Below are 21056 nucleotides of genomic sequence, written 5' to 3'. Positions count from 1 at the left end.
CCCGTGTGTTCGTCCTTCACCGGTGGGAGAATGACACCGGGCAGGGTGGACCACAGCACGGGAGAGGGATGTGACGGCGACACCAGCACAGCCGTACTCGCCGTCGGTGCCGCGCGCACATCGCCCGCGCCGCCGCCCTCCCCGCGTCCCGGGCCCGCTGCGCGACGTGCTCGCGCTGGCGGCGCTGCCGGTGCTCGTCGCCCTCGCGGCGCCCGCGGCCTTCGCCGGCGGCGGCACCCGGCGCTGGTTCGGCGGCCGCGCCGACAACCAGCGCGCCGAGGCGCAGGCCGCCAAGGACGCCGCCGCTGCCGCCTTCTACGAGCTGGACACCGCCCAGCGTGATCTGCGCATCTCCATCGAGACGATCACGGCGGTCGACGACTCCCCCGCCGCCCGGCGGGCCGTCGAGGGCTTCGACGCCCTGGGGCGGCGCATCGACGAGGCCAGCCACCAGTACATCTCCGCCGTCGACGCCCACGACCTCGACCGTCACGACCTGGAGGCCGCGGCCGCCTCCCGGGCCAGGACCGAGCTGGCCGCGGCGAAGGACGAACTGGACCGGGTCAAGCGGGACCTGGACCGGTTCACCGAGGGCCTCGGCCCGCTGCTCGGCAAGGCCGAGACCCAGCTGGCCCGCCTCGCCCCCGCGGTGGAACGGGCCCGCCAGGCCCTGCTCGCCGCCTCCCACGCGCTGGACGCCGCCCGCGCCTCGGGCCTGAGGGCGGACGATCTCGCCGCACGTCTGGCGGCCCTCTCGCCGGAGCTGACCAAGCTGAACCAGGGCGCGGGGCAGCACGGCGTACCGCAGACCCTGGAGCGGGCCGAGCGGGTCACGCGCGAGGCTGAGGCGGTCCGCGTGGAGGCCGAGCGGCTGCCGGAACGCGCCGCCGAGATCGACCACCGCCTGGTCTCCCTGCGCACCCGCGCCCAGGCGCTCACCACCCGCTCCGAGCAGGTCGAGCCGACCCTGAGCGAACTGCGGCGCCGCTTCACCGCGGCCTGCTGGCAGGACCTGCAGCAGGTCCCCGACGTCGCCGCGGGCAACGTCCGCCAGGCCGAGACGAAGCTGGAAGAGGCCCGCGCGGCCCGCGACGAGCAGCGCTGGGCCGACGCCACGGCGCTGCTGTCGACCGTGCGGGCCCTGCTGAACACCACCGACGAGGCCGTCTCGGCGGCCGGTGACCGCCTGCGCCGTCTGAACGCCGTGCAGAAGGACCCCCAGCAGGAGGTCGACCGCACCCGCTTCGCGATCCGCGACGCCCAGCGGCTGGCCATGGCCGGCCGCAACACCCCCGACCCGCGCCACGCCCGCCCCCTGGACGACGCCGTCGCCCGGCTGGATCGCGCCGTCGCCGGCCTGGAGGGCCGGCACCCCGACTACTGGCACTTCCTCATGGAGACGGAGGCGGTGCGTCGGTCGGTGGCCGGTGTGGTCTCCCGGATCCGGGAAGAGCGCGGGGCCGGGCACTGAACCCGGCCCCGGCCCTGGATCAGGTGCGGTAGGCGTAGTAGTACGCCGTCGGGTACGACGCCACGAGGCTCGCCACCGACCTGCGCAGGGTGTTGTTGGAGTGGTAGGTCACGTACGGCACGCCGCGGCTCTTGTACGTGACGATCATGGTGTGGTCCTTGGACCCGTCCCGGTCGAAGTCCACCTGGAGGACGTCGCCGACCTCCAGCTGGTAGACGTTGGCGAGCGGCGTGGTCCGCTTGGAGTTCTGCGCGAACCAGGACCACTCGTTGACGCCGATGAACGAGTGCGACTGGATGTCGGCGTTGCCGAACCACCGCGTGTAGTCGTACACGTAGCCCGGGACGTGCTTCCAGCCGCCCGCCTTCAGGGACTGGCTGACGAAGTTGGTGCAGTCGCCGCCGGCGCCCTCGCCGTTGAAGTCCGGGTAGTCCTTGTTGTAGGTGTTCCAGTGCTTCTCGGCGTAGGCCGCCATGGCCTTGTAGTCGTACGTCGTGGCGGTCTTGGGCACCTGGACCGGGTAGCGGGTGGTCGCCGCCCGGGGGGCACTCGGCGTGGTGGTGGTGCCGGCCGTGGCCACCTTGACGGAGGCGGGCTTGGACAGCGTGTTCACCGCGAGGCCGCCCTCGTCGGTGTCGCGGATGGCGGTCAGCCGCCAGTTGCCGTGCCGGTCGGCCTTGAAGGTCAGCTCGTGCTCGGCCTGGAAGCCGGTGGTGCGCGGCGCGTCGCCACGGGCCCCGGCGTAGGTCAGGGTCGTGGTCTCCGTGACGGCGGCCTTGGCCGTACGGCCGGTCACCCGCGTGGCGTTCAGGGTGACGGTGGTGCCGGCCTTGCTGTACTTCTCGCCGGCCTTGGCCAGCCTCTCCTTGCGCTGCTCCAGCCGGGACAGGGTGGCGTCCTCGGTGCGGGCCGTGCCCGAGGACAGGGCGACGTCGCCGGAGAAGCGGTCGGTCAGCGGCGCGTCCTGGCCGCCCCGGCCGCCGTCGAGCAGGGCGTTGGTCCGGTCGGTGAAGACAGCGTCCGCCAGCCGCTGGAAGGTCGCCTTGGTCCGGGCGTCCACCGTCGGGTCGTCGGTGACCGCCGCGCCGGCGCTCCAGTTGGGCAGCAGGGCGACCCCGGCGACCACCGAGGTCGCCGCGGCCCCGACTATCGTGACGCGGCGTCGGGTGCCGGTCAGTCTTCTCGATCTCACTGATGTTCCTCTCTGGCCCGGCCAGGGTGTGCCGGGGCTGTGGGGTCTGTCACTTCACGACCTTCGACCAGTCGGGCGACTGCGCCGGGTCGAGGGAGCGCAGCCGCTGAAGGGTCTCGGGCTTCTGCGCGTCCAGCCAGTCGGCCAGCTCCCTGAAGGACACGCACTTGACGTCCTTCTTGGTGCACACCGTCTTGACGACCTGGTCGACGGCTCTCATGTATATGCCGCCGTTCCAGTTCTCGAAGTGGTTTCCGATGAACAGCGGGGCACGGCTGCCGTAGTACACCCGATTGAAGCCGGACATATAGGAGTTGACCGTCTGCCGTTCCCACTCGGGGTACTTCGCCGGGTCGCCCTCGGTCTCACCGTCGGACTGGTTGTACAGGAAGTTGAAGTCCATGGACAGGCCCTGGTAGTCGCCGCCCTCGTACGGCAGCATCTGCAGCGGGAAGTCCCAGATGCCGTCCCTCTTCCGCGGCCATATCTGGAAGTCGCCCGCCGAGCTGGCGTCGTAGCGCCAGCCGTACTTCTCCGCCGCCTTCAGCAGGTTGGCCTGGCCCTCCAGGCAGGGCGCGCGGCCCCCGGTGATCTCCTTCCTGGGGTCGAAGGGCAGCGGGGGGAGGTCCGTGAAGCCGGTGTTGGTCTTCCACTTCTCGACGAACGAGTAGAACTGGTCGATCTCGCTCTTCCACTCCTCGACGCTCCAGTCGCCGCCGCCCTTCTCGCCGCAGAAGTGGCCGTTGAAGTGGGTGCCGATCTCGTTGCCGTCCTTCCACGCCTTGCCCAGCTCCACCAGCGTGGTGCGGATGTGCTCGTCGGTGGGGAAGCTGATGGCCGCCGAGCCCCGGTCGTGCTGCGGCGGGGAGTAGAGGTCCCTCTTGCTCTTGGGCACCAGGTAGATGCCCGTGAGGAAGAAGGTCATGTGGGCGTCGTACTGCCGGGACAGTTCCCGGTAGTGCGCGAACAGCCCGTCGTCGCCCTGGAGCGCGCCGTCCCAGGAGAAGACGACGAACTGGGGCGGTTTCTCGCCCGGCTTGAGCGGGACCGGCTTCAACTGCTTCCTGGGCGGGCCGGTGTAGGAGGTGGAGCCGTCCCCGAGGACCTTGGTCTTGCCGTCCCACTGCGGCTGGTGGTCGTTCTTCCCGGGGGTGTTCGTGCGGGCCTCCCCGGAGGAGGCGGTCGGGGCGGTCTTCTCCTGTCGCGTCAGCACCAGATAGCCCGCGACCAGGCACGCGACGACGACGAGCGCCGCCAGGGTCAGTATGCGCGGGGACAGGGCGCCCAGCGCGCGGCGGGACGCGCTGGGGGCGCGCGGTGCGCGGCGGCGACCGGAGGGTGACTTCATGCGCGGCTCATTCTGCGAGGGAGTGGGAAGGTCTGGGTGGCGCCGGGCGCCGGGGTCAGCCGACGCCCCGGGCTCTGGACCAGATGGTGTACGGAACGCTGTCGCCGGGGGTTCCCGCGATCCCCTTCAGCGGCAGCGGTTCCAGGCTCTTGGTGAGGTCGATGCGGTAGGTGACGACGGCCGTGGACACGGACCCGGCCGTTCCGACATACCAGGACGCGGTGTCGTTCTGCGCGGTTCCGGCCTTGCCGGACACCCCGGCGGGCGCGCCCGCCTCGGGGTGGGCGGTGCGGAAGGCGTCCGTCAGGGCGGACTGGACCGCCTCGGCCGTGGACGCCTTGAGCGCCCGGCGGGACGCCGGCTCGGCCAGCGCGACCTTGGAGCCGTTGCGGGTGATCCGGTCCACCGAGTACGGCTCGACGTGTGTCCCCCCGGCCGCGAAGGTGGCGTATCCGCTGGCCATGCGGATCGCGCTGGGCGTGGCGCTGCCGAGGGACATCGCCGGTACGTGCGGGCCGAAGCTGGAGGACAGCAGGCCCGCGGCCTCGGCGGTGTCGCGCACCTTGTCCAGGCCGGTGTCCATGCCGAGCTGCATGAACGGCGTGTTCACCGACAGGGCGAGGGCCCGGGCCAGGCTGATCTGCCCGTAGGACTTCTTGCCGTCGTTGCGGGCGGCGACCTTCTTGCCGCTGCGGTCCCAGTAGGGGCCCTCGGGTGTCGTCACGGGGACGCCGTCGTCCCCGTTGTAGAGGGTCTGCGGGGTGACCTGGGTGCGGGTGCCGTCCCGGGTCTTCTGCACCCCGTGCTCCAGGGCCGCGGCGTAGACGAACGGCAGGAAGGCCGAACCGGCCGGCACGGTGGTCGCGTTGGACTCGTTGTAGCCCTGCTTGCGGTGGTCGGGGCCCCCGTGGAGGGCGAGGATGCGTCCGTCGGTGGCCACCGAGGCGGCGCCGTAGTGCACGGTCTTCGCCTTGGCCGGGTCGTCCTCGCGGGCCTGCTTGCGGGCCTTGGTCACGGCCTCGGTGAGTGCCGTCTCCTGCTTGCGGTCGAAGGTCGTGTAGATCTGGAAGCCGCCGAGGTCGAACTCCTTGTCGGAGATGCGCGCGGCCTTCTTCGCGTACTGGGTGGCCAGCTCCACGAGGTAGTCGCTCTGCTTGCCGGTGTCGTAGCCCGGCGCGTGCTTCAGCGGCTCGGGGAACTTCTTGTACTTGGCCCGCTCCGACTTCGACAGCGTCCCCACGTCGACCATGCGGTCGAGTATCCAGGACCAGCGCTCCACGGCACGGGCGTGGTTGCCTCCGCCCAGGGCGGGGTCGTAGAGTCCGGCGCCCTTGAGCAGTGAGGCGAGGAAGGCGGCCTCGCTGACGTCGAGTTCGCGGACGTCCTTGCCGTAGTAGGCCTGGGCGGCGCGCTGTATGCCGTAGGTGCCGCGGCCGAACCAGCTGGTGTTGAGGTAGCCCTCGAGGATGTCGTCCTTGTCCATCTCGTTGTCGAGCTTGAGGGCGAGCATGGCCTCGGTGAACTTGCGGCTCACCGAGCGGTCCTGGTTGAGGTAGACGTTCTTGACGTACTGCTGGGTGATGGTGGAGCCGCCCTGGGTCTCCCCCTGGCCCACCGTGCGCCACAGGGCCCGGGTGAGGCCGCTGAAGGATATGCCGGGGTCGCTGTAGAAGCTGGCGTTCTCGGCCGCCAGCACGGCGTCGCGGACGTCCACGGGTATGTCCTTCAGCGGCATCTCCTGGCGCTGCACCCAGCCGGTGCGGGCCATGGGCGTGCCGTCGGACCAGTAGTAGACGTTGTCCTGCTGCGTGGCGTACGAGTTGAGGTTCTCCGGGACGTCGGTGGCGGCGTAGGCGACGCCGAGGAACACGACGGACAGCCCGGTGAGCGTCAGCGCGGCCCCGAGCCACTGCCGCCAGGAGGGCGCCCAGCGGCGCCAGCCGGTGCGGCCGGGGTGGGGGTAGACGGGCCGCAGGCGGCGGGCGTAGGGGGCGAGGCGGGCGGCGTGGGGGGCCAGCGGGGCGAGGTACGCGGCGGGTTTGAAGGTCCTGGCGCTCTTGCGCCGGCGGCGGGACCTGCCGGAGCCGCGGCCGGAGGAGGGGGCGGTGTCGGAGGCGGCGGCGTCGGGGGTGGCGGCCGCGCTGGTGGCCGCGACCACGTCGTCCGCACGCAACTGCATGGTTTGATCGGGTTTGTCCGCATGCGGGAAAGCGGGAGCCTTCAACTGCATGGTCTCGTCCGGTTCCCGCCCAGCCTCGGTCACGGCCGTGTCTCCCCTCCCCCGCTTACGGTGGTGCCCGCGCGAGAGCCCGGCCGCCGCTGTCGACCGCGGCGCGCTCCACATCCCCCCGGCCGTGTGGCTTCTCGCGACGATGGAAAGCTACCAGTGGCCTTTACAGCTTCTCCATAGCGGTTGGGGCAAGAACGGTCACATGCGCTCCCGGCGAGTGGTATTTCCGTCGCCTCGCACTAATCTGTCCCCATGCCTCGCTACGAGTACCGCTGCCGGACCTGCGGCGACACCTTCGAACTGAGCCGTCCCATGGCCGAGTCCGCCGCCCCCGCGGCCTGCCCCGCGGGTCACGACGACACGGTGAAGCTGCTGTCGACCGTCGCGGTGGCCGGTTCGGCCTCCGCCCCGGCCCCGGCGCCCCGGGCGGGCGGCGGTGGCGGCGGGGGCTGCTGCGGCGGGGGCTGCTGCGGCTGACCCCGCCCCCGGGGTTCGTCCTCAGCTTTTCTTCAGGTCCGGTTTTCTACGGTGGCGGCATGACAGCCAACGCCGCGGACGCCGGACCGCAGTGGGTCAACGACCTCATGGACACGATGGGCGCACCGGGTGCCGGTCTCGCCATCGCCCTGGAGAACCTGTTCCCGCCCCTGCCCAGCGAGGTGATCCTGCCGCTGGCCGGCTTCGCCGCGAGCAGCGGGCGGATGAGCCTGCTCGCCGTGCTGCTGTGGACGACCGCCGGTTCGGTGATCGGCGCCCTCGCGCTGTACGGGGTCGGCGCGCTGCTCGGCCGTGACCGGACGGTGGCGATCGCCCGGCGGCTGCCGCTGGTGAAGGTCTCGGACATCGAGAAGACCGAGGCGTGGTTCGACAAACACGGCACCAAGGCCGTGTTCTTCGGCCGGATGATCCCGATCTTCCGCAGCCTGATCTCCGTACCGGCGGGCGTGGAGCGGATGCGCCTGCCGGTGTTCCTCGGTCTGACCACCCTGGGCAGCGCGATCTGGAACACGGTGTTCGTGCTCGCCGGCTACTTCCTCGGCGCGAACTGGCACACGGTGTCCGACGTCGTCTCCACCTACTCCAAGGTGGTCCTGGCGCTGGCCGCCCTGGCGGTGGCGGTGTTCATCGGCGTACGGCTGCGGCGGCGCCCTGAAGGGGCGCGGGGCCGTGACGATCAGCGGCACCGCCGCGGGGCGCGATCGGCCACGTCGGAGCCGCAGCCGCACGACGGCGACCATCCCACCCGAACGCTCAGGCGTCCCGTACCACCCCGAGAAACTCCCGGAGGATCCGCTCCCCGGCCAGAACGCCCCTCTCGGGGAGCGCCCTGACCGAAGGGGCCGTGAAGCCCGTGTCGGCCAGCTCCCCGTGGCCGGGGCGCCACCCCCGGTCCGCGGCGAGCAGCAGGTCGGCGTCGAGCAGGGAGTCGCCCGCCGCGAGCGTGAGCTGCGCCCCGGTGCGCCGGGCGACCTCCCGCAGGGCCGCGCTCTTGGTCAGCGGCCGGGGAACGGCGTAGATCTTGCGGCCCTGCAGGGACACGGTCCAGCCGCGGTCCTCCGCCCACACGGCGAGTTCCTTCACCCAGTCGTCGTCGAGCAGCTCGCGCTCGACGACGAGGTAGGCGAACAGGTCGTCCGCGACGCGGTGCTTGCGCACCCACACCGGGTCCGCCGCCCTGAGCAGGTGCTCCTGCACCTCGGCGAGCGGCGCGCACCGGTCGGCCAGCCGGGCGGTCACCTGCGCGTGCCAGTCGGGGTCGGACACCCCGTCCACCAGGAGGTGGCCGCCGTTGGCGCAGATCGCGTACGTGGGCTGCGGCCCGGGCAGGTTGATGCGCTGGTACTGCTTGCGCGTCCGGGTCGTCGTCGGCACGAACACGGCCGCGTCGCCGAGGTCCGTCAGGAGCCGGGCCGCCGTCTCCGTCATGTACGACAGCGGCCTGCTCTCGTGCACCTCCACGCACAGCAGCCGGGGCGCCCGGGCGTCCGGCATGGTCAGCGCCAGGGCCGCCGAGGAGTAGATCAGCGTCCGGTCGAGGTCGCTCGCGACGATCACGCGCGTCACAGGGTCACCGCCTTGCCGTCGGCGCCGGTCGCGCCCTTGGTGTACTTGGGGTGGATCAGGCCGACGCAGGTGTAGGGCAGCGCGTCGACCTCCTCCACCGGTACCCCGCGCTGCTCGGCGAGCAGGCGGACGTGGTCGAGGTCGCTGCCCGCCCCGGCCCGCGCCAGGACCTTCCAGGGCACGCGGCGCAGCATCACCCGGGTCGTCTCGCCCACCCCGGGCTTGACGAGGTTCACGTCGTGGATGCCGTACTCCTCACTGATGCGTTCGACGGCGGCCCAGCCCTCCCAGGTGGGGGTGCGGTCGGCGGCGAGCAGTTCCTTGGCCTGGGCGCAGGCGGCGTCCGCGACCTCGGGGAAGCGGGCCGAGACGGCGTCCAGGAACGCCACGGAGACGTCCGTGGCGGCGAGCTCGCGGTAGAACTTGGCGCCGTGGAAGTCGTGCGGGCCGACCAGGTCCGCGCGCAGCACGGTCCGCGAGATCAGCCCGGAGACGGTGGAGTTGAGACAGGCGGAGGGGATGAGGAAGTCCTCGCGGGTGCCGTAGGTGCGCACGCAGGATCCCGGGTCGGCCAGGACGGCGATCTCGGGGCTGAAGCCGGTGACGCCGTCGGACTTCTCGAACTCCGTCAGCGCCTGGGCGAGTTCACGGGTGATGGCGCCCTTGCCGGTCCAGCCGTCGACGAAGACGACGTCCCGGGGGTCGTGGTGGGCGGCGAGCCAGCGCAGGGCGTTGGCGTCGATGCCGCGGCCGCGCACGATCGACACGGCGTAGTGCGGCAGGTCCAGGCCGTGCCGGTGCTGCGCCCAGCGGCGCATGAGGATGCCGACGGGCGTGCCGGCCCGGGCCAGGGAGACCAGGACCGGGCGCGGGGACCGCTCGGCGAGGACCGTCTCGGTGACGACGCCGACCGCCCGGGCGATCCGGGCCGCGGAGGTGCTCAGCGCGGCGTGGAACAGCTCCTGGTACTGCTCGCTCGGCTGGTACTCCACCGGCAGCGACTCCGCGTAGTGGGCGCCGCCGCTCTGGATCGCCTCCTCGCGCTCCTCGGTCGGCGCCTCCAGGGTCACGTCGGAGAGGTCCTGCAGCAGCCAGCCGACCTCCTCGGGCGCGTACGAGGAGAAGGCGGGGCCACGGAGGGGCGCGGGCAGCATGGAGGGCCTTTCGGGCGCGTGCGGGGTGCCGGGGACGTACGACGGCACGACGGCGAGCAGGACGTGCGGGACGGTGCCGGCGAGGCGGTCCAGCAGTCCCTGGGGGGCGTGCAGCAGGGGGGTGTCCGCGACCGAGTCGACGACGGCGACGACGGCGTCGAGGCCTGCGCCGTCGACGTTGTAGGCGTAGCGCTCGCCCGGGCCGTCGGCGGGGTCGTCGTGGGCGGGGAAGGCCAGGCGCGTGCGTATCGCGTAGCCGGGGTCGTCCACCGCCAGGACGGGCGAGCGCGTGGTGGTGGAGTAGCGGACCTCGGCGTGCGTGATCCGCTCCAGGGCCTCGGCGAGCCGCAGCGGGGCGTACATCAGCTCCTCGAAGCCGAGGACGTGGACGCGGCGGGCGCCGTGCGGCAGGGCCTCGGCGATCCTGGCCGCCATCGCAGGCAGGGCGGCCTCCAGCCGGGCGCGGTGCGCGGGCGTGAACCCGTGCCGCCCGCCGTCCGGCAGGCCGGCGGGCCAGTGCAGGTCGACGCGGGTGGCGTGGGGGGCGGTGCCGCTGGCGTGCGGGTGCGGGCCGGTGGGGGCCGGCGCCGCGCCCGCCGACGCACCCTCCGCGTCGTACCGCGCCACCAGCTCCTGCCCCTTCTCCAGCACCCCCGCGGGCAGCCGCACGGTCCCCGAAGCCGCAGCCACGAGATCCACCCGGGCACCGATCTCACTGGCGAACGCCTCCAACCGCCCCGCGTCGGCGGCGGACCGCATGTCCACCAGCGCCACCACGACGTACCTCGGCCGCGGATACCGCGCATGGAGATCGCGCACGGTGTTCAGCACCGTGTTCCCCGTGGAGAACTCGTCGTCCACCAGGACCAGCGGCCCGTCCCCGGCGAGCAGCGCGGGGTCCTCGGGCAGCAGCAGGTGGGAGGTCGCGTGGGAGTGGGACTCCTCGAAGCCGCCGGCCGGGGTCAGGCCGGGCACCGGGCGGCGGGTGGAGTGCAGGTAGGGGGCGAGGCCCAGTCCGTCGGCGACGCAGTGGCCGAGGCCGGTCGCGGTCTCCGCGTAGCCGAGGACGACGGCCCGCCGGGCCTCCTCGTCGCCCAGCAGCTCGCGCACCCGGCGGCCGAGCGAGAACCCGTGCCCGTACACCACGGACGGCACCTGGGGGACGTGCTTGCCCAGCACGTTCGACACCAGCAGGTGGGCCCGTTTGGGGTTGCGGCGCAGGGCCATCCCCAGCAGTCCGGTCAGCCGCTCGTCACCGGCCAGCCCGACACCGAGCCGCTCGGCGACCCAGCGGCCCGTCCACACGGTCCCGGCCGGTGCGCCCGGGGGCGCCCCGTCCCGTATGCCGTGCCGCTCCCCCTCGTTCACTGCCTTCTCCATACAATCCCCGCGTCGAGTCCGCCGATGTACCGCACGGGGCCCGTCCCGCCGCTGCGGGGCCCCGCGCACGCTGCCGTCACTCCGGCAGGCCCGCCGCCAGCAGCTCCACGAAGCCGATGTCCTCGTCGGCCACGCCGAAGACCTCGGCCCGCAGCAGGGTCCGCTCGGCCCAGGCCCGATGCGGTTTCACCTCGTTCATCTTGTTCGTGTACGCCGATCTCAGCACACCCCCGCCGCCGCGCTCGGGGCGCAGGATGTCCTGGGCGTCCGAGAACTCCTCGTGGCTGACGACCGACAGGGCGTGCACCGGCAGCACATGGGAGGGGTGGATGCAGGTCTTGCCCAGCAGTCCGTTGGCCTGGTCCAGGGAGATCTCCCGCAGCAACCCGTCCATGGCGTGCTCGATCAGCTTCGCGCGCAGCTCCGCGGCCTGCACCTCCAGGAAGGGGCTCTGCCGCAGCAGCGGCTTGAACATGCGCTCCTGCACCCGGAAGTACTCCCACACCGGCCCGGTCACCGTGAAGCCGGTCCCGTCGGCCCGGCCCAGCATGTTCACCACGTCGGCGATCACCGAGGCGACGATCTGCACGTCGTAGGCGGTCATGTCCGGGCCCCTGCGCAGCCCGTAGGAGGAACAGAAGTCCGTGACGCCCAGGCGCAGGGCCAGGACGCGGTCGCGGTACTTGTCGACCGCCCGGAAGATGCCCTCCAGGGTCTCCACGCGCGACTCCCGGTAGAGCAGCTCGGGCGACTCCAGCACGGGCATGGCGAAAAGACGACGGCCGCTTTCGGCCTCGGCGGCCGTGAGGGCCTCCAGGAACGGCATGCCGCGCTCAGCGGTGAACTTGGGCAGCACGAAGCCGGACAGCAGCCGCACGGCGGGTCCCAGGCGCCGTACGAGGTCGGGTATCTGCTCGGGGGTGCGGACCCGGATGAACAGCAGCGGCAGGTCCGCGTCCGGCAGGCCGGCCAGGGCCGTGAGCTGACGGACCAGGTTCTCCTCGCCGGGGCCGACCTCGGCGTCGTCGATCGAGTCCTCCAGGCACAGCACCATCGAGACCACGCCCCGGCCGGCCTGCTTGCGGACGTCGTCGGCGAGGCGGGGCCGGGTGGCGGGGCTGTACAGCGTGGCGCCGAGGGCGGCCGACAGCAGGCGGGCCGGGGAGTCGGAGGTGAACTCGCACGGCTCGCGGTGGAAGAGGCGCCGCCGCACCTCAGGGGCGATCTGTCCGAAGTGACGCATGGATCTCCCCCGTGGTGGTTGCGCGACCTGCGAATCGACGAAAGCTGGCCGGTAATAGTACGTAGAAGTCCATGTCCCAGGTTCCCGTCAGGCATGAATTTCAGGTAACGCGGGCAAGCACAGCCGGACCCGGCCATCTCGACGGTAGTGCGCGACCGCCGGGGGCGCCGCTCGTGGCGCCGCGCCCCGCGTTGTCGTGAGCAGGACCGAGAAGGCAGGATGACCGCATGACGCACGCGATGCTGAAGGGGTCGAACGTCCCGCTGGAAGCCACCACGGTACGCGCCGTGCTGCGCTGGACACCCGGGCAGGGGGTCCCGGACGTCGACGCCTCCGCGCTGCTCCTCGGCCCCGGCGGTCGTGTGCGCTCCGACGAGGACTTCGTCTTCTACAACCAGCCCCGCCATCCCTCCGGCACGGTGTGGCGGCTCGGCAAGAAGCGGGTCGCCGAGGGCCTGACCGACACGATCCAGACGGAACTGACCGGTGTCGAGTCCGAAGTCGGCCGCATCCTGATCGTCGCCTCGGCGGACGGCGTCACCTTCGACCGCGTGCGGGCGCTGCGCATCCTGCTGTACGACGCGGCGGGCACGGGCGAGGAGGCGCTGGCGTACTTCGACGTGAAGCCGGAGACGGGCGAGGAGACGGCGCTGATCTGCGGCGAGCTGTACCGCCGCGGGGAGGGCTGGAAGTTCCGGGCGCTGGGCGAGGGCTACTCGAACGGGCTGAAGGGCCTCGCGACGGACTTCGGCATCTCGGTGGACGAGGCGGAGGCGGCCGAGGAGCCCACCGCCTCCGTCCCGACGCCCCCGACCACGGCCGGACCCGCCCCCACCACCGCCGGGCAGCCCCCGTCCGCCCCCGAGGGCTCCCGCCCGCTGCCGCCGGAGCAGCCGGCCGGGGTGCCCGCTCAGCCCGGCTACGGCTACCCGCCGCAGCAGCCCCCGGTGACACAGCCGGCCTACGGCTACCCGCAGCCCACCAGCCCGCCCGTCTACGGCTACCCGCAGCCACCGGCCACGGCGGGGGCCGCGGGCGCGCGGCCCGGCTACGGCTACCCGCCCCCACCCACCGGCGCGCCCGACCCGGACTTCCGGCTGCCCCCGCAAGGTCCGCAGTTCATCGGCCGCTGAGGCGGGGCCGACCGGCGGGGCGCGCGGGGGTCAGCGGTCGACCTTGGTCTTGTAGCCCCGGCCCCACTGCAGTCCCCAGCCGTAGAGCCGGTCCAGCTCGGCCTGGAAGCCGTAGACGAACTTCGCCTCGCGCCGGACGACGATCTCGTCCTTGACCTTCTCGATCATGACGACGGCGCAGGAGCGGGCCTGCGGCTGACGTTCGTCGAGGTGGATCTCGATGCGGGGGCCGCTGCTCGGGTAGAGCGTGACGCTGGCGTGGGTGCGGTCGAACGCGGGTGTCTGGTCGTAGATGTAGACGAACACCAGGAGCCGCTTGATGTGCTCGCGGTGGTCCAGGTTGATGTACATCGTCTCGCCGGATCCCGAGCCGAAGCGGTCGTCGCCGCTGAGCTTGACGTACGGCGGGGCGTTGACGTCCCCGAAATAGCCGCCGAGGGGCTGTACGACGCCCTTGCTGCCGTCCTGCAGCTCGTACAGGCAGCCGAGGTCCAGGTCGACGTTGACCATGGACTGGCTGTGGCCGACGACCTCCGGCGGTTTCAGCGCCCGCAAGGGGTGGCGCAGCAGGCTCTCGCGCTGGGAGCCGCCGATGTCGGACGTGCGCATCCGCCAGCTGAGGTTGACGCGCAGGTGGCCGGTGGCCGCGTCCTGCTTGGTGAGTGATATCTGCGAGCGCCGCTTGGTCAGTTCGATCGCGTTGGTTGCCGCGTTGCCCGAGTCGAACTGCGCCTCGCCGCGCCGGAGTCCGTCGAACAGGCCCATTCCGCCCCCCACGTTCACTTGGTAACCGCGGGTCACCGCCGTGCCCGCGGCCCTTCACGGCCGACGGGGCGGCCGCCGAGGAGTCGCCTCGGTGGCCGCCCCGTCGAGAGCGTTCCTCACCCGGAGGGGTGTCACACCCCGGACGAGACCTCAGTCTTGTCGCTGGACCCGGCGTTCCCCTCGGCCGCCGCGAGCGCCTTGTTGCGGCGGACGGAGGACCAGAAGGAGGCACCGATCAGGACGACGCCGATGAGGCCGGTGATGATCTCGTTGATCTCGTACTGGATGGTGACCAGCAGGATCATGGCGAGCGCGCCGATGGCGTAGTGCGCGCCGTGCTCCAGGTAGACGTAGTCGTCCAGGGTGCCCTGGCGGACGAGGTAGACCGTCAGCGAACGGACGTACATGGCGCCGATGCCCAGGCCGAGCGCCATCAGCACGATGTCGTTGGTGATGGCGAACGCACCGATCACGCCGTCGAAGGAGAAGGACGCGTCCAGGACCTCGAGGTACAGGAACATGAAGAACGCGGCCTTGCCGGCCAGCTTGACCGCCGACTTGGGCTTGCCCTCGCGGACGGCCTGCTCCTCGGCCTCGTGCTCGCGCTCCTCCTCCTCTTCGAGCTTGTCCTCGAAGAAGCTGGAGAGGCCGCCGACGATCATGTACGTGATCAGACCGGCGATGCCGGACAGCAGGACGGTCTCCGCCTTGTCGGCGTGGGTGCCGCCGTGCTGGTGGGCGTGGGCGCCGAAGGTGATCGAGGAGATGAGCAGGACGATCAGGGCGATGCAGACCGACAGCATGTCGATCTTGCCGAGCTTGGACAGCGGGCGCTCCAGCCAGCCGAGCCACTTGATGTCCCGGTCCTCGAAGATGAAGTCGAGGAAGATCATCAGCAGGAACATGCCACCGAAGGCGGCGATCGACGGATGCGCGTCGGTCACCAGCTCCTGGTAGCGGTCCTTGTCGGTGAGGGCGAGGTCGACCGCCTCGATCGGGCCCATCTGGGCGCTGACCGCGACGATCACGACGGGGAAGACCAGCCGCATGCCGAAGACGGCGATCAGGATGCCGATCGTGAGGAAGATCTTCTGCCAGAAGGCATTCATCTTCTTCAGGATTCCGGCGTTGACCACCGCGTTGTCGAAGGACAGCGAGATCTCGAGGATGGACAGGATCGCGACGATGCCGAAAGCGGTCCACCCTCCGTAGAAGACCGCTGCGACCAGGCCGAGCGCGGTGACCGCGAACGACCACCCGAAGGTTTTCAGAACCACTGGCTACCCAATCGTGTGTGTACGGGGTACCCCCGCGCCGTACCCGGCTTTACGAACTTTTGAAGCCGCAGTCTAGTGGGCCCTTCCCGGCCCTCCGCGAGGCCCCGGATTTTGCTCATATCGCGTCACGAGACGCTGACTCCGAAGTCCAGCGCGATGCCGCGCAGACCCGACGCGTACCCCTGGCCGACGGCCCTGAACTTCCATTCGCCCTGGTACCGGTACACCTCGCCGAAGATCATGGCGGTCTCGGTGGAGGCGTCCTCGCTGAGGTCGTAGCGGGCCAGTTCCTGGCCGTCGGCCTGGTTCACCACGCGGATGAAGGCGTTGCTGACCTGGCCGAAGGTCTGGCCGCGCTCGTCGGCCATGTGGATGGAGACCGGGAAGACGATCTTGTCGCACTGCGGCGGCACCTTGGCGAGGTCGATGAGCAGCGACTCGTCGTCGCCCTCGCCCTCACCGGTGAGGTTGTCGCCGGTGTGCTCGACCGAGCCGTCCGGGCTCTTGAGCTGGTTGTAGAAGACGAACCACTCGTCCCCGAGCACGCGGCCGCCGCTGCACATCAGGGCGCTGGCGTCGAGGTCGAAGGGCGCTCCCGTGGTGGAGCGCGCGTCCCAGCCGAGACCGATCATCACGTGTGTGAGGTTCGGTGCGGCCTTGGACAGGGAGACGTTGCCCCCCTTGGCAAGCGTGACGCCCATGATGCTGTCCCTCCCCGAAGGATGTGTCCCAGGTGGTCCTGCGCGTCCGGCGCCGCACGTAAACCGTGCGGCGCCGGACGAGAGGATGCGGGGCCCCGGTGCCGGGGCCGCCGGGTGGCTCAGACGTTCACGCCGAAGTCCTGCGCGATGCCGCGCAGGCCGGAGGCGTAACCCTGGCCGATGGCACGGAACTTCCACTCCGCGCCGTGCCGGTAGAGCTCACCGAAGACCATGGCGGTCTCGGTGGAGGCGTCCTCGCTCAGGTCGTACCGGGCGATCTCCGCACCGCCGGCCTGGTTCACCACGCGGATGAACGCGTTGCGGACCTGGCCGAAGGACTGCTGGCGGGTCTCGGCGTCGTAGATCGAGACGGGGAAGACGATCTTCTCCACCTCGGCCGGCACGGTCGCGAGGTTCACCTTGATCTGCTCGTCGTCGCCCTCGCCCTCACCGGTGAGGTTGTCACCGGTGTGCTCGACGGAGCCCTCCGGGCTCTTGAGGTTGTTGAAGAAGATGAAGTGCGCGTCGCTCGCGACCTTGCCGGAGCTGTTCAGCAGCAGCGCGCTGGCGTCGAGGTCGAAGTCGGTGCCGGTCGTGGTGCGGACGTCCCACCCCAGACCGATGATGACCGCGGTGAGGCCAGGCGCCTCCTTGGTCAGCGATACGTTGCCGCCCTTGCTGAGGCTGACTCCCACGAGTCCTCCATTGGTGTCCAGGGGCGGGATGCCCCGTTGTGCTCGGATGTCGGATCAACGACTCGATCCTAGTGACGGGTTCCCACGCCTCGCAGGCCCTGACGCCGACATTCGCGCGGATGTCGGGCGCGGGACGCCCGACCGGTGTCACAGCGCGTCGAGCGCCTTGACGTAGTCGTTCAGGTCGCGCGCGTCCGGCAGGCCGTTGACGACGGTCCACCGCACGACGCCCTCCTTGTCGATGACGAAGGTGCCGCGCACGGCGCAGCCCTTGTCCTCGTCGAAGACGCCGTAGGCGCGCGAGACGTTGCCGTGCGGCCAGAAGTCGGACAGCAGCGGGTACTCCAGGCCCTCCTGCTCACCGAAGACGCGCAGGGTGTGGATGGAGTCGTTGGAGACGGCGAGCAGCTGGGTGTCGCGGTCGGTGAACTGCGGCAGGTTGTCGCGCAGCTCGCACAGCTCGCCGGTGCACACGCCGGTGAAGGCGAAGGGGTAGAAGAGCAGGACGACGTTCCGGGAGCCGCGGAAGTCGGACAGCTTCACCGCGGCGCCGTGGTTGTCCCTGAGCTCGAAGTCGGGGGCCTTGTCGCCGACCTGGATCGCCATCGTCGTGGGTGTCCCTTCCTGGTGGTGTGCCGGGAGGGACCACCCTACGCAGGGGCCCGAACACGCCGACGGGCGGGCCGACGGCACGGCCCGCCCCGGCGGTACGACTACCGCTTGGACTTGGCGGCCTTCGGCGTCGCCAGCCGGCTGCCGCTCCAGTCCTTGCCGACGCTGACGCTCTTGGACGCCGTCAGACCCGCCGTGGTGGCGGCTTCCGAGATGTCGCTCGGCTCCACGTACCCCGCACGGCCGGTCTTCGGCGTCAGGAGCAGGATGGCGCCGCCCTCTTCGATGTACGTGGTGGCATCCACCAGCGCATCCGTCAGGTCGCCGTCGTCGTCACGGAACCACAGCACAACGGCGTCGGCCACGTCGTCGTAGTCCTCGTCCATCAGGTCGCCCTCGATGACGCCCTCGATGGTCTCGCGGAGCTCCTGGTCCACGTCGTCGTCGTAGCCGATCTCCTGGACCACCTGCCCGGGCTGGAACCCCAGCCTGGCGGCAGGGTTCGTCCGCTCCTCCGCGTGGTCCGCGGTCGCGCTCACGGGTTGCCTCCTGATCATGTCTTCGGATGGGGGTACCCCCTGCTCCTCTGAGCTCGGGGGAATCTCAGCCACGCGCGTGCGCGAAGCATTGGCCGTAGTCCACACGGGCGGGACCGATCGCGCAAGTACCCGGCCGTGCAGACCGCCGAAACGGTGACGATCCCGGCGGTGTCACCGCAACTCCAGGCACACCATCATGGCCCGAGGTGATGCACACCACACCTTTCTGCCCTGTTTGGGCGTTTGGGAATCGTCTGTGGGTACGAGACTCGAAGGTATTCGCCCGTGGTGTCACGGAGCCGGTCTCACGCTCGGGTTACCGCTCGGTAGAGATGACGTTTCACGGCCCCGAGGTGGACCATGGGGAGCGGCGCGCCCCCCAGCGACGACGCCCCGCGACGACAGCGAAACAGCGGCCCTCGCAGGCCCTCTGACAGGTAAGGAACAGCGTGGCTTCCGCATCCGATCGCAACCCGATCATCATTGGCGGCCTTCCGAGTCAGGTTCCTGACTTCGATCCCGAAGAGACGCAGGAGTGGCTCGACTCCCTGGACGCCGCCGTCGACGAGCGCGGCCGGGAGCGCGCCCGCTACCTGATGCTGCGGCTGATCGAGCGGGCCCGCGAGAAGCGCGTGGCCGTGCCGGAGATGCGCAGCACGGACTACGTCAACACCATCCCGACCAAGAGCGAGCCGTTCTTCCCGGGCAACGAGGAGATCGAGCGCAAGGTCCTGAACGCCACCCGCTGGAACGCGGCGGTGATGGTCTCGCGGGCCCAGCGCCCGGGCATCGGCGTCGGCGGCCACATCGCCACCTTCGCGTCCTCCGCCTCGCTGTACGACGTCGGCTTCAACCACTTCTTCCGTGGCAAGGACGAGGGCGACGGCGGTGACCAGGTCTTCTTCCAGGGGCACGCCTCCCCGGGCATCTACGCCCGCGCCTTCCTGCTGGACCGGCTGAGCGAGCAGCACCTGGACGGCTTCCGCCAGGAGAAGTCCAAGGCGCCCTACGCGCTGTCGTCCTACCCCCACCCGCGGTCGATGCCGGACTTCTGGGAGTTCCCGACGGTGTCGATGGGCCTCGGCCCGATCGGCGCGATCTACCAGGCGCGGATGAACCGCTACATGGAGGCGCGCGGGATCGCCGACACCTCCAGGTCGCACGTCTGGGCGTTCCTCGGCGACGGCGAGATGGACGAGCCGGAGTCGCTGGGCCAGTTGTCCATCGCCGCCCGCGAGGGTCTGGACAACCTGACGTTCGTCGTCAACTGCAACCTTCAGCGCCTCGACGGCCCGGTGCGCGGCAACGGCAAGATCATCCAGGAGCTGGAGTCGATCTTCCGCGGCGCCGGCTGGAACGTGATCAAGCTCGTCTGGGACCGCACCTGGGACCCACTGCTCGCCCAGGACCGCGACGGCGTGCTGGTCAACAAGATGAACACCACGCCGGACGGGCAGTTCCAGACGTACGCCACGGAGACCGGCGCGTACATCCGCGACCACTTCTTCGGCGACGACCACCGGCTGCGCGCGATGGTCGAGAACATGACCGACGACCAGATCCTGCACCTGGGCCGCGGCGGTCACGACCACCGCAAGATCTTCGCGGCGTACAAGGCGGCCGTGGAGCACAAGGGCCAGCCGACGGTGATCCTCGCCAAGACGATCAAGGGCTGGACGCTGGGCCCGAACTTCGAGGGCCGCAACGCCACGCACCAGATGAAGAAGCTGACGGTCGACGACCTCAAGCGCTTCCGCGACCGCCTGCACCTGCCGATCTCGGACAAGGAGCTGGAGTCCGGCGTCCCGCCGTACTACCACCCGGGCCGGGACTCGGAGGAGATCCAGTACATGCACGACCGCCGCAGGTCGCTCGGCGGTTACGTGCCCACGCGCGTCGTCCGGTCCAAGCCGCTGGCTCTGCCCGAGGACAAGACGTACGCGACCGTGAAGAAGGGGTCGGGTCACCAGTCCATCGCGACGACGATGGCGTTCGTCCGGCTCCTCAAGGACCTCATGCGGGACAAGGAGATCGGCAAGCGGTTCGTGCTGATCGCGCCGGACGAGTACCGCACGTTCGGCATGGACTCGTTCTTCCCGAGCGCGAAGATCTACAACCCGCTCGGACAGCAGTACGAGTCGGTCGACCGCGAGCTGCTGCTCGCCTACAAGGAGGCGCCGAACGGGCAGATGCTGCACGACGGCATCTCCGAGGCGGGCTGCACGGCCTCGCTGATCGCCGCCGGCTCGGCCTACGCCACCCACGGCGAGCCGCTGATCCCGGTCTACGTCTTCTACTCGATGTTCGGTTTCCAGCGCACCGGCGACCAGTTCTGGCAGATGGCCGACCAGCTGTCCCGCGGTTTCGTCCTGGGCGCGACCGCCGGCCGCACGACCCTGACCGGTGAGGGCCTGCAGCACGCGGACGGCCACTCGCAGCTGCTCGCGTCGACGAACCCGGCGTGCGTGGCGTACGACCCGGCGTTCGGCTTCGAGATCGCCCACATCGTCAAGGACGGTCTGCGCCGGATGTACGGCTCCTCGCAGGAGCACCCGCACGGCGAGGACGTCTTCTACTACCTGACCGTCTACAACGAGCCGATCCAGCACCCGGCCGAGCCGGAAGGCGTGGACGTCGAGGGCATCCTCCAGGGCCTCTACCGGTTCAGCGAGGGCACGGGCGGCTCGATCCCGGCGCAGATCCTGGCCTCGGGCGTCGCGGTGCCCTGGGCGGTCGAGGCGCAGAGGCTCCTGGCCGAGGAGTGGAACGTCAAGGCGGACGTCTGGTCGGCGACCTCCTGGAACGAGCTGCGGCGCGAGGCGGTGGACTGCGAGGAGCACAACCTGCTGCACCCCGAGGAGGAGCAGCGGGTGCCGTACGTGACGCGCAAGCTCGCGGACGCACAGGGCCCGGTCGTGGCGGTGTCGGACTGGATGCGCTCGGTCCCGGACCAGATCGCGCGCTGGGTGCCGCAGACGTACCAGTCGCTCGGTGCGGACGGCTTCGGCTTCGCCGACACCCGGGGTGCGGCCCGCCGCTTCTTCCACATCGACGCCCAGTCGATCGTGGTGGCGGTGCTGACCGAGCTGGCGCGGGAGGGCAAGGTCGACCGGTCGGTGCTCAAGCAGGCCATCGACCGGTACCAGCTGCTCGACGTCTCGGCCGCGGACCCGGGCCCCGCGGGCGGCGACGCGTAGCACGCCGGGAGCCCTGTCGGGGGTGGCGAGCCTCACGGACGCACCGTGGGCCCGC

General features: G+C 70.8%; 17 protein-coding genes. 5 read left to right on the top strand and 12 right to left on the bottom strand.

Annotation, left to right across the window (positions count from 1 at the left end; all coding sequences use genetic code 11):
* Nucleotides 1-70: 70 nt before the first annotated feature.
* Complete coding sequence (locus Q5694_RS05060; RefSeq protein ID WP_333930794.1) at nt 71-1471, top strand: hypothetical protein; 1401 nt, start codon at nt 71-73, stop codon at nt 1469-1471.
* Between the two features lie 19 nt (nt 1472-1490).
* On the opposite strand, the gene Q5694_RS05055 is transcribed toward Q5694_RS05060, so the two are convergent.
* The 3 genes from Q5694_RS05055 to Q5694_RS05045 are packed head-to-tail and all read right to left on the bottom strand — an operon-like array spanning nt 1491 to nt 6241.
* On the bottom strand, nt 1491-2663 hold the full coding sequence (locus Q5694_RS05055; RefSeq protein WP_333930793.1) for an amidase domain-containing protein: 1173 nt from the start codon (nt 2661-2663) through the stop codon (nt 1491-1493).
* 49 nt (nt 2664-2712) lie between these two features.
* Nucleotides 2713-4011: a hypothetical protein gene (locus Q5694_RS05050; protein ID WP_333930792.1), complete on the bottom strand. Its 1299-nt coding sequence runs from the start codon at nt 4009-4011 to the stop codon at nt 2713-2715.
* A 55-nt stretch (nt 4012-4066) separates the two neighbouring features.
* On the bottom strand, nt 4067-6241 hold the full coding sequence (locus tag Q5694_RS05045; protein WP_333931296.1) for a transglycosylase domain-containing protein: 2175 nt from the start codon (nt 6239-6241) through the stop codon (nt 4067-4069).
* 252 nt (nt 6242-6493) lie between these two features.
* Here Q5694_RS05045 and Q5694_RS05040 point away from each other — a divergent pair, with 252 nt between their 5' ends.
* Both Q5694_RS05040 and Q5694_RS05035 read left to right on the top strand, forming a co-directional pair.
* Nucleotides 6494-6718 (top strand): FmdB family zinc ribbon protein, encoded by a 225-nt coding sequence (locus Q5694_RS05040; protein WP_333930791.1) that lies wholly within the window; start codon nt 6494-6496, stop codon nt 6716-6718.
* A 59-nt stretch (nt 6719-6777) separates the two neighbouring features.
* Complete coding sequence (locus Q5694_RS05035; protein WP_333930790.1) at nt 6778-7572, top strand: DedA family protein; 795 nt, start codon at nt 6778-6780, stop codon at nt 7570-7572.
* Here the strand turns inward: Q5694_RS05035 and Q5694_RS05030 are convergent.
* From Q5694_RS05030 to Q5694_RS05020, 3 genes are all read right to left on the bottom strand, one after another.
* Nucleotides 7493-8305 carry an HAD family hydrolase gene (locus Q5694_RS05030; protein ID WP_333930789.1) on the bottom strand — a complete coding sequence of 271 codons (813 nt, stop codon included), beginning with the start codon at nt 8303-8305 and terminating at the stop codon, nt 7493-7495. The genes Q5694_RS05035 and Q5694_RS05030 overlap by 80 nt on opposite strands.
* Nucleotides 8302-10839 (bottom strand): phosphoribosyltransferase, encoded by a 2538-nt coding sequence (locus Q5694_RS05025; protein ID WP_333930788.1) that lies wholly within the window; start codon nt 10837-10839, stop codon nt 8302-8304. Before Q5694_RS05025 ends, Q5694_RS05030 begins: the two co-directional genes overlap by 4 nt.
* Nucleotides 10840-10915: 76 nt before the next feature.
* Entirely contained in the window at nt 10916-12082 is a 1167-nt protein-coding gene (locus Q5694_RS05020; RefSeq protein ID WP_333930787.1) for an HpcH/HpaI aldolase/citrate lyase family protein, read from the bottom strand.
* Nucleotides 12083-12309: 227 nt separating this feature from the next.
* On the opposite strand from Q5694_RS05020, the gene Q5694_RS05015 reads away from it, so the two are divergent.
* On the top strand, nt 12310-13215 hold the full coding sequence (locus Q5694_RS05015; protein ID WP_333930786.1) for a TerD family protein: 906 nt from the start codon (nt 12310-12312) through the stop codon (nt 13213-13215).
* A gap of 30 nt (nt 13216-13245) precedes the next feature.
* On the opposite strand, the gene Q5694_RS05010 is transcribed toward Q5694_RS05015, so the two are convergent.
* The 6 genes from Q5694_RS05010 to Q5694_RS04985 form a co-directional block, all read right to left on the bottom strand.
* Entirely contained in the window at nt 13246-13980 is a 735-nt protein-coding gene (locus tag Q5694_RS05010; RefSeq protein WP_333931295.1) for a TerD family protein, read from the bottom strand.
* 131 nt (nt 13981-14111) lie between these two features.
* Complete coding sequence (locus tag Q5694_RS05005) at nt 14112-15257, bottom strand: DUF475 domain-containing protein (protein WP_333930785.1); 1146 nt, start codon at nt 15255-15257, stop codon at nt 14112-14114.
* Between the two features lie 125 nt (nt 15258-15382).
* Complete coding sequence (locus tag Q5694_RS05000; protein ID WP_333930784.1) at nt 15383-15958, bottom strand: TerD family protein; 576 nt, start codon at nt 15956-15958, stop codon at nt 15383-15385.
* Between the two features lie 119 nt (nt 15959-16077).
* Entirely contained in the window at nt 16078-16653 is a 576-nt protein-coding gene (locus Q5694_RS04995; protein ID WP_333930783.1) for a calcium homeostasis/redox stress adaptation protein, read from the bottom strand.
* Nucleotides 16654-16800: 147 nt separating this feature from the next.
* Nucleotides 16801-17259 carry a peroxiredoxin gene (locus tag Q5694_RS04990; protein WP_333930782.1) on the bottom strand — a complete coding sequence of 153 codons (459 nt, stop codon included), beginning with the start codon at nt 17257-17259 and terminating at the stop codon, nt 16801-16803.
* Nucleotides 17260-17366: 107 nt separating this feature from the next.
* Nucleotides 17367-17804 (bottom strand): DUF3052 domain-containing protein, encoded by a 438-nt coding sequence (locus Q5694_RS04985; RefSeq protein WP_333930781.1) that lies wholly within the window; start codon nt 17802-17804, stop codon nt 17367-17369.
* Between the two features lie 449 nt (nt 17805-18253).
* On the opposite strand from Q5694_RS04985, the gene aceE reads away from it, so the two are divergent.
* The gene (gene aceE, locus Q5694_RS04980; protein WP_333930780.1) at nt 18254-21001 is read left to right on the top strand and encodes a pyruvate dehydrogenase (acetyl-transferring), homodimeric type; all 2748 of its coding nucleotides are present in this window, start codon (nt 18254-18256) and stop codon (nt 20999-21001) included.
* The last annotated feature ends 55 nt before the right edge of the window (nt 21002-21056 follow it).

It is taken from the genome of Streptomyces sp. AHA2 (assembly GCF_036857595.1).
GTDB lineage: Bacteria > Actinomycetota > Actinomycetes > Streptomycetales > Streptomycetaceae > Streptomyces.
Note: the sequence above shows the minus strand (reverse complement) of the source record. Positions and strands in the feature narration are given on the sequence as shown.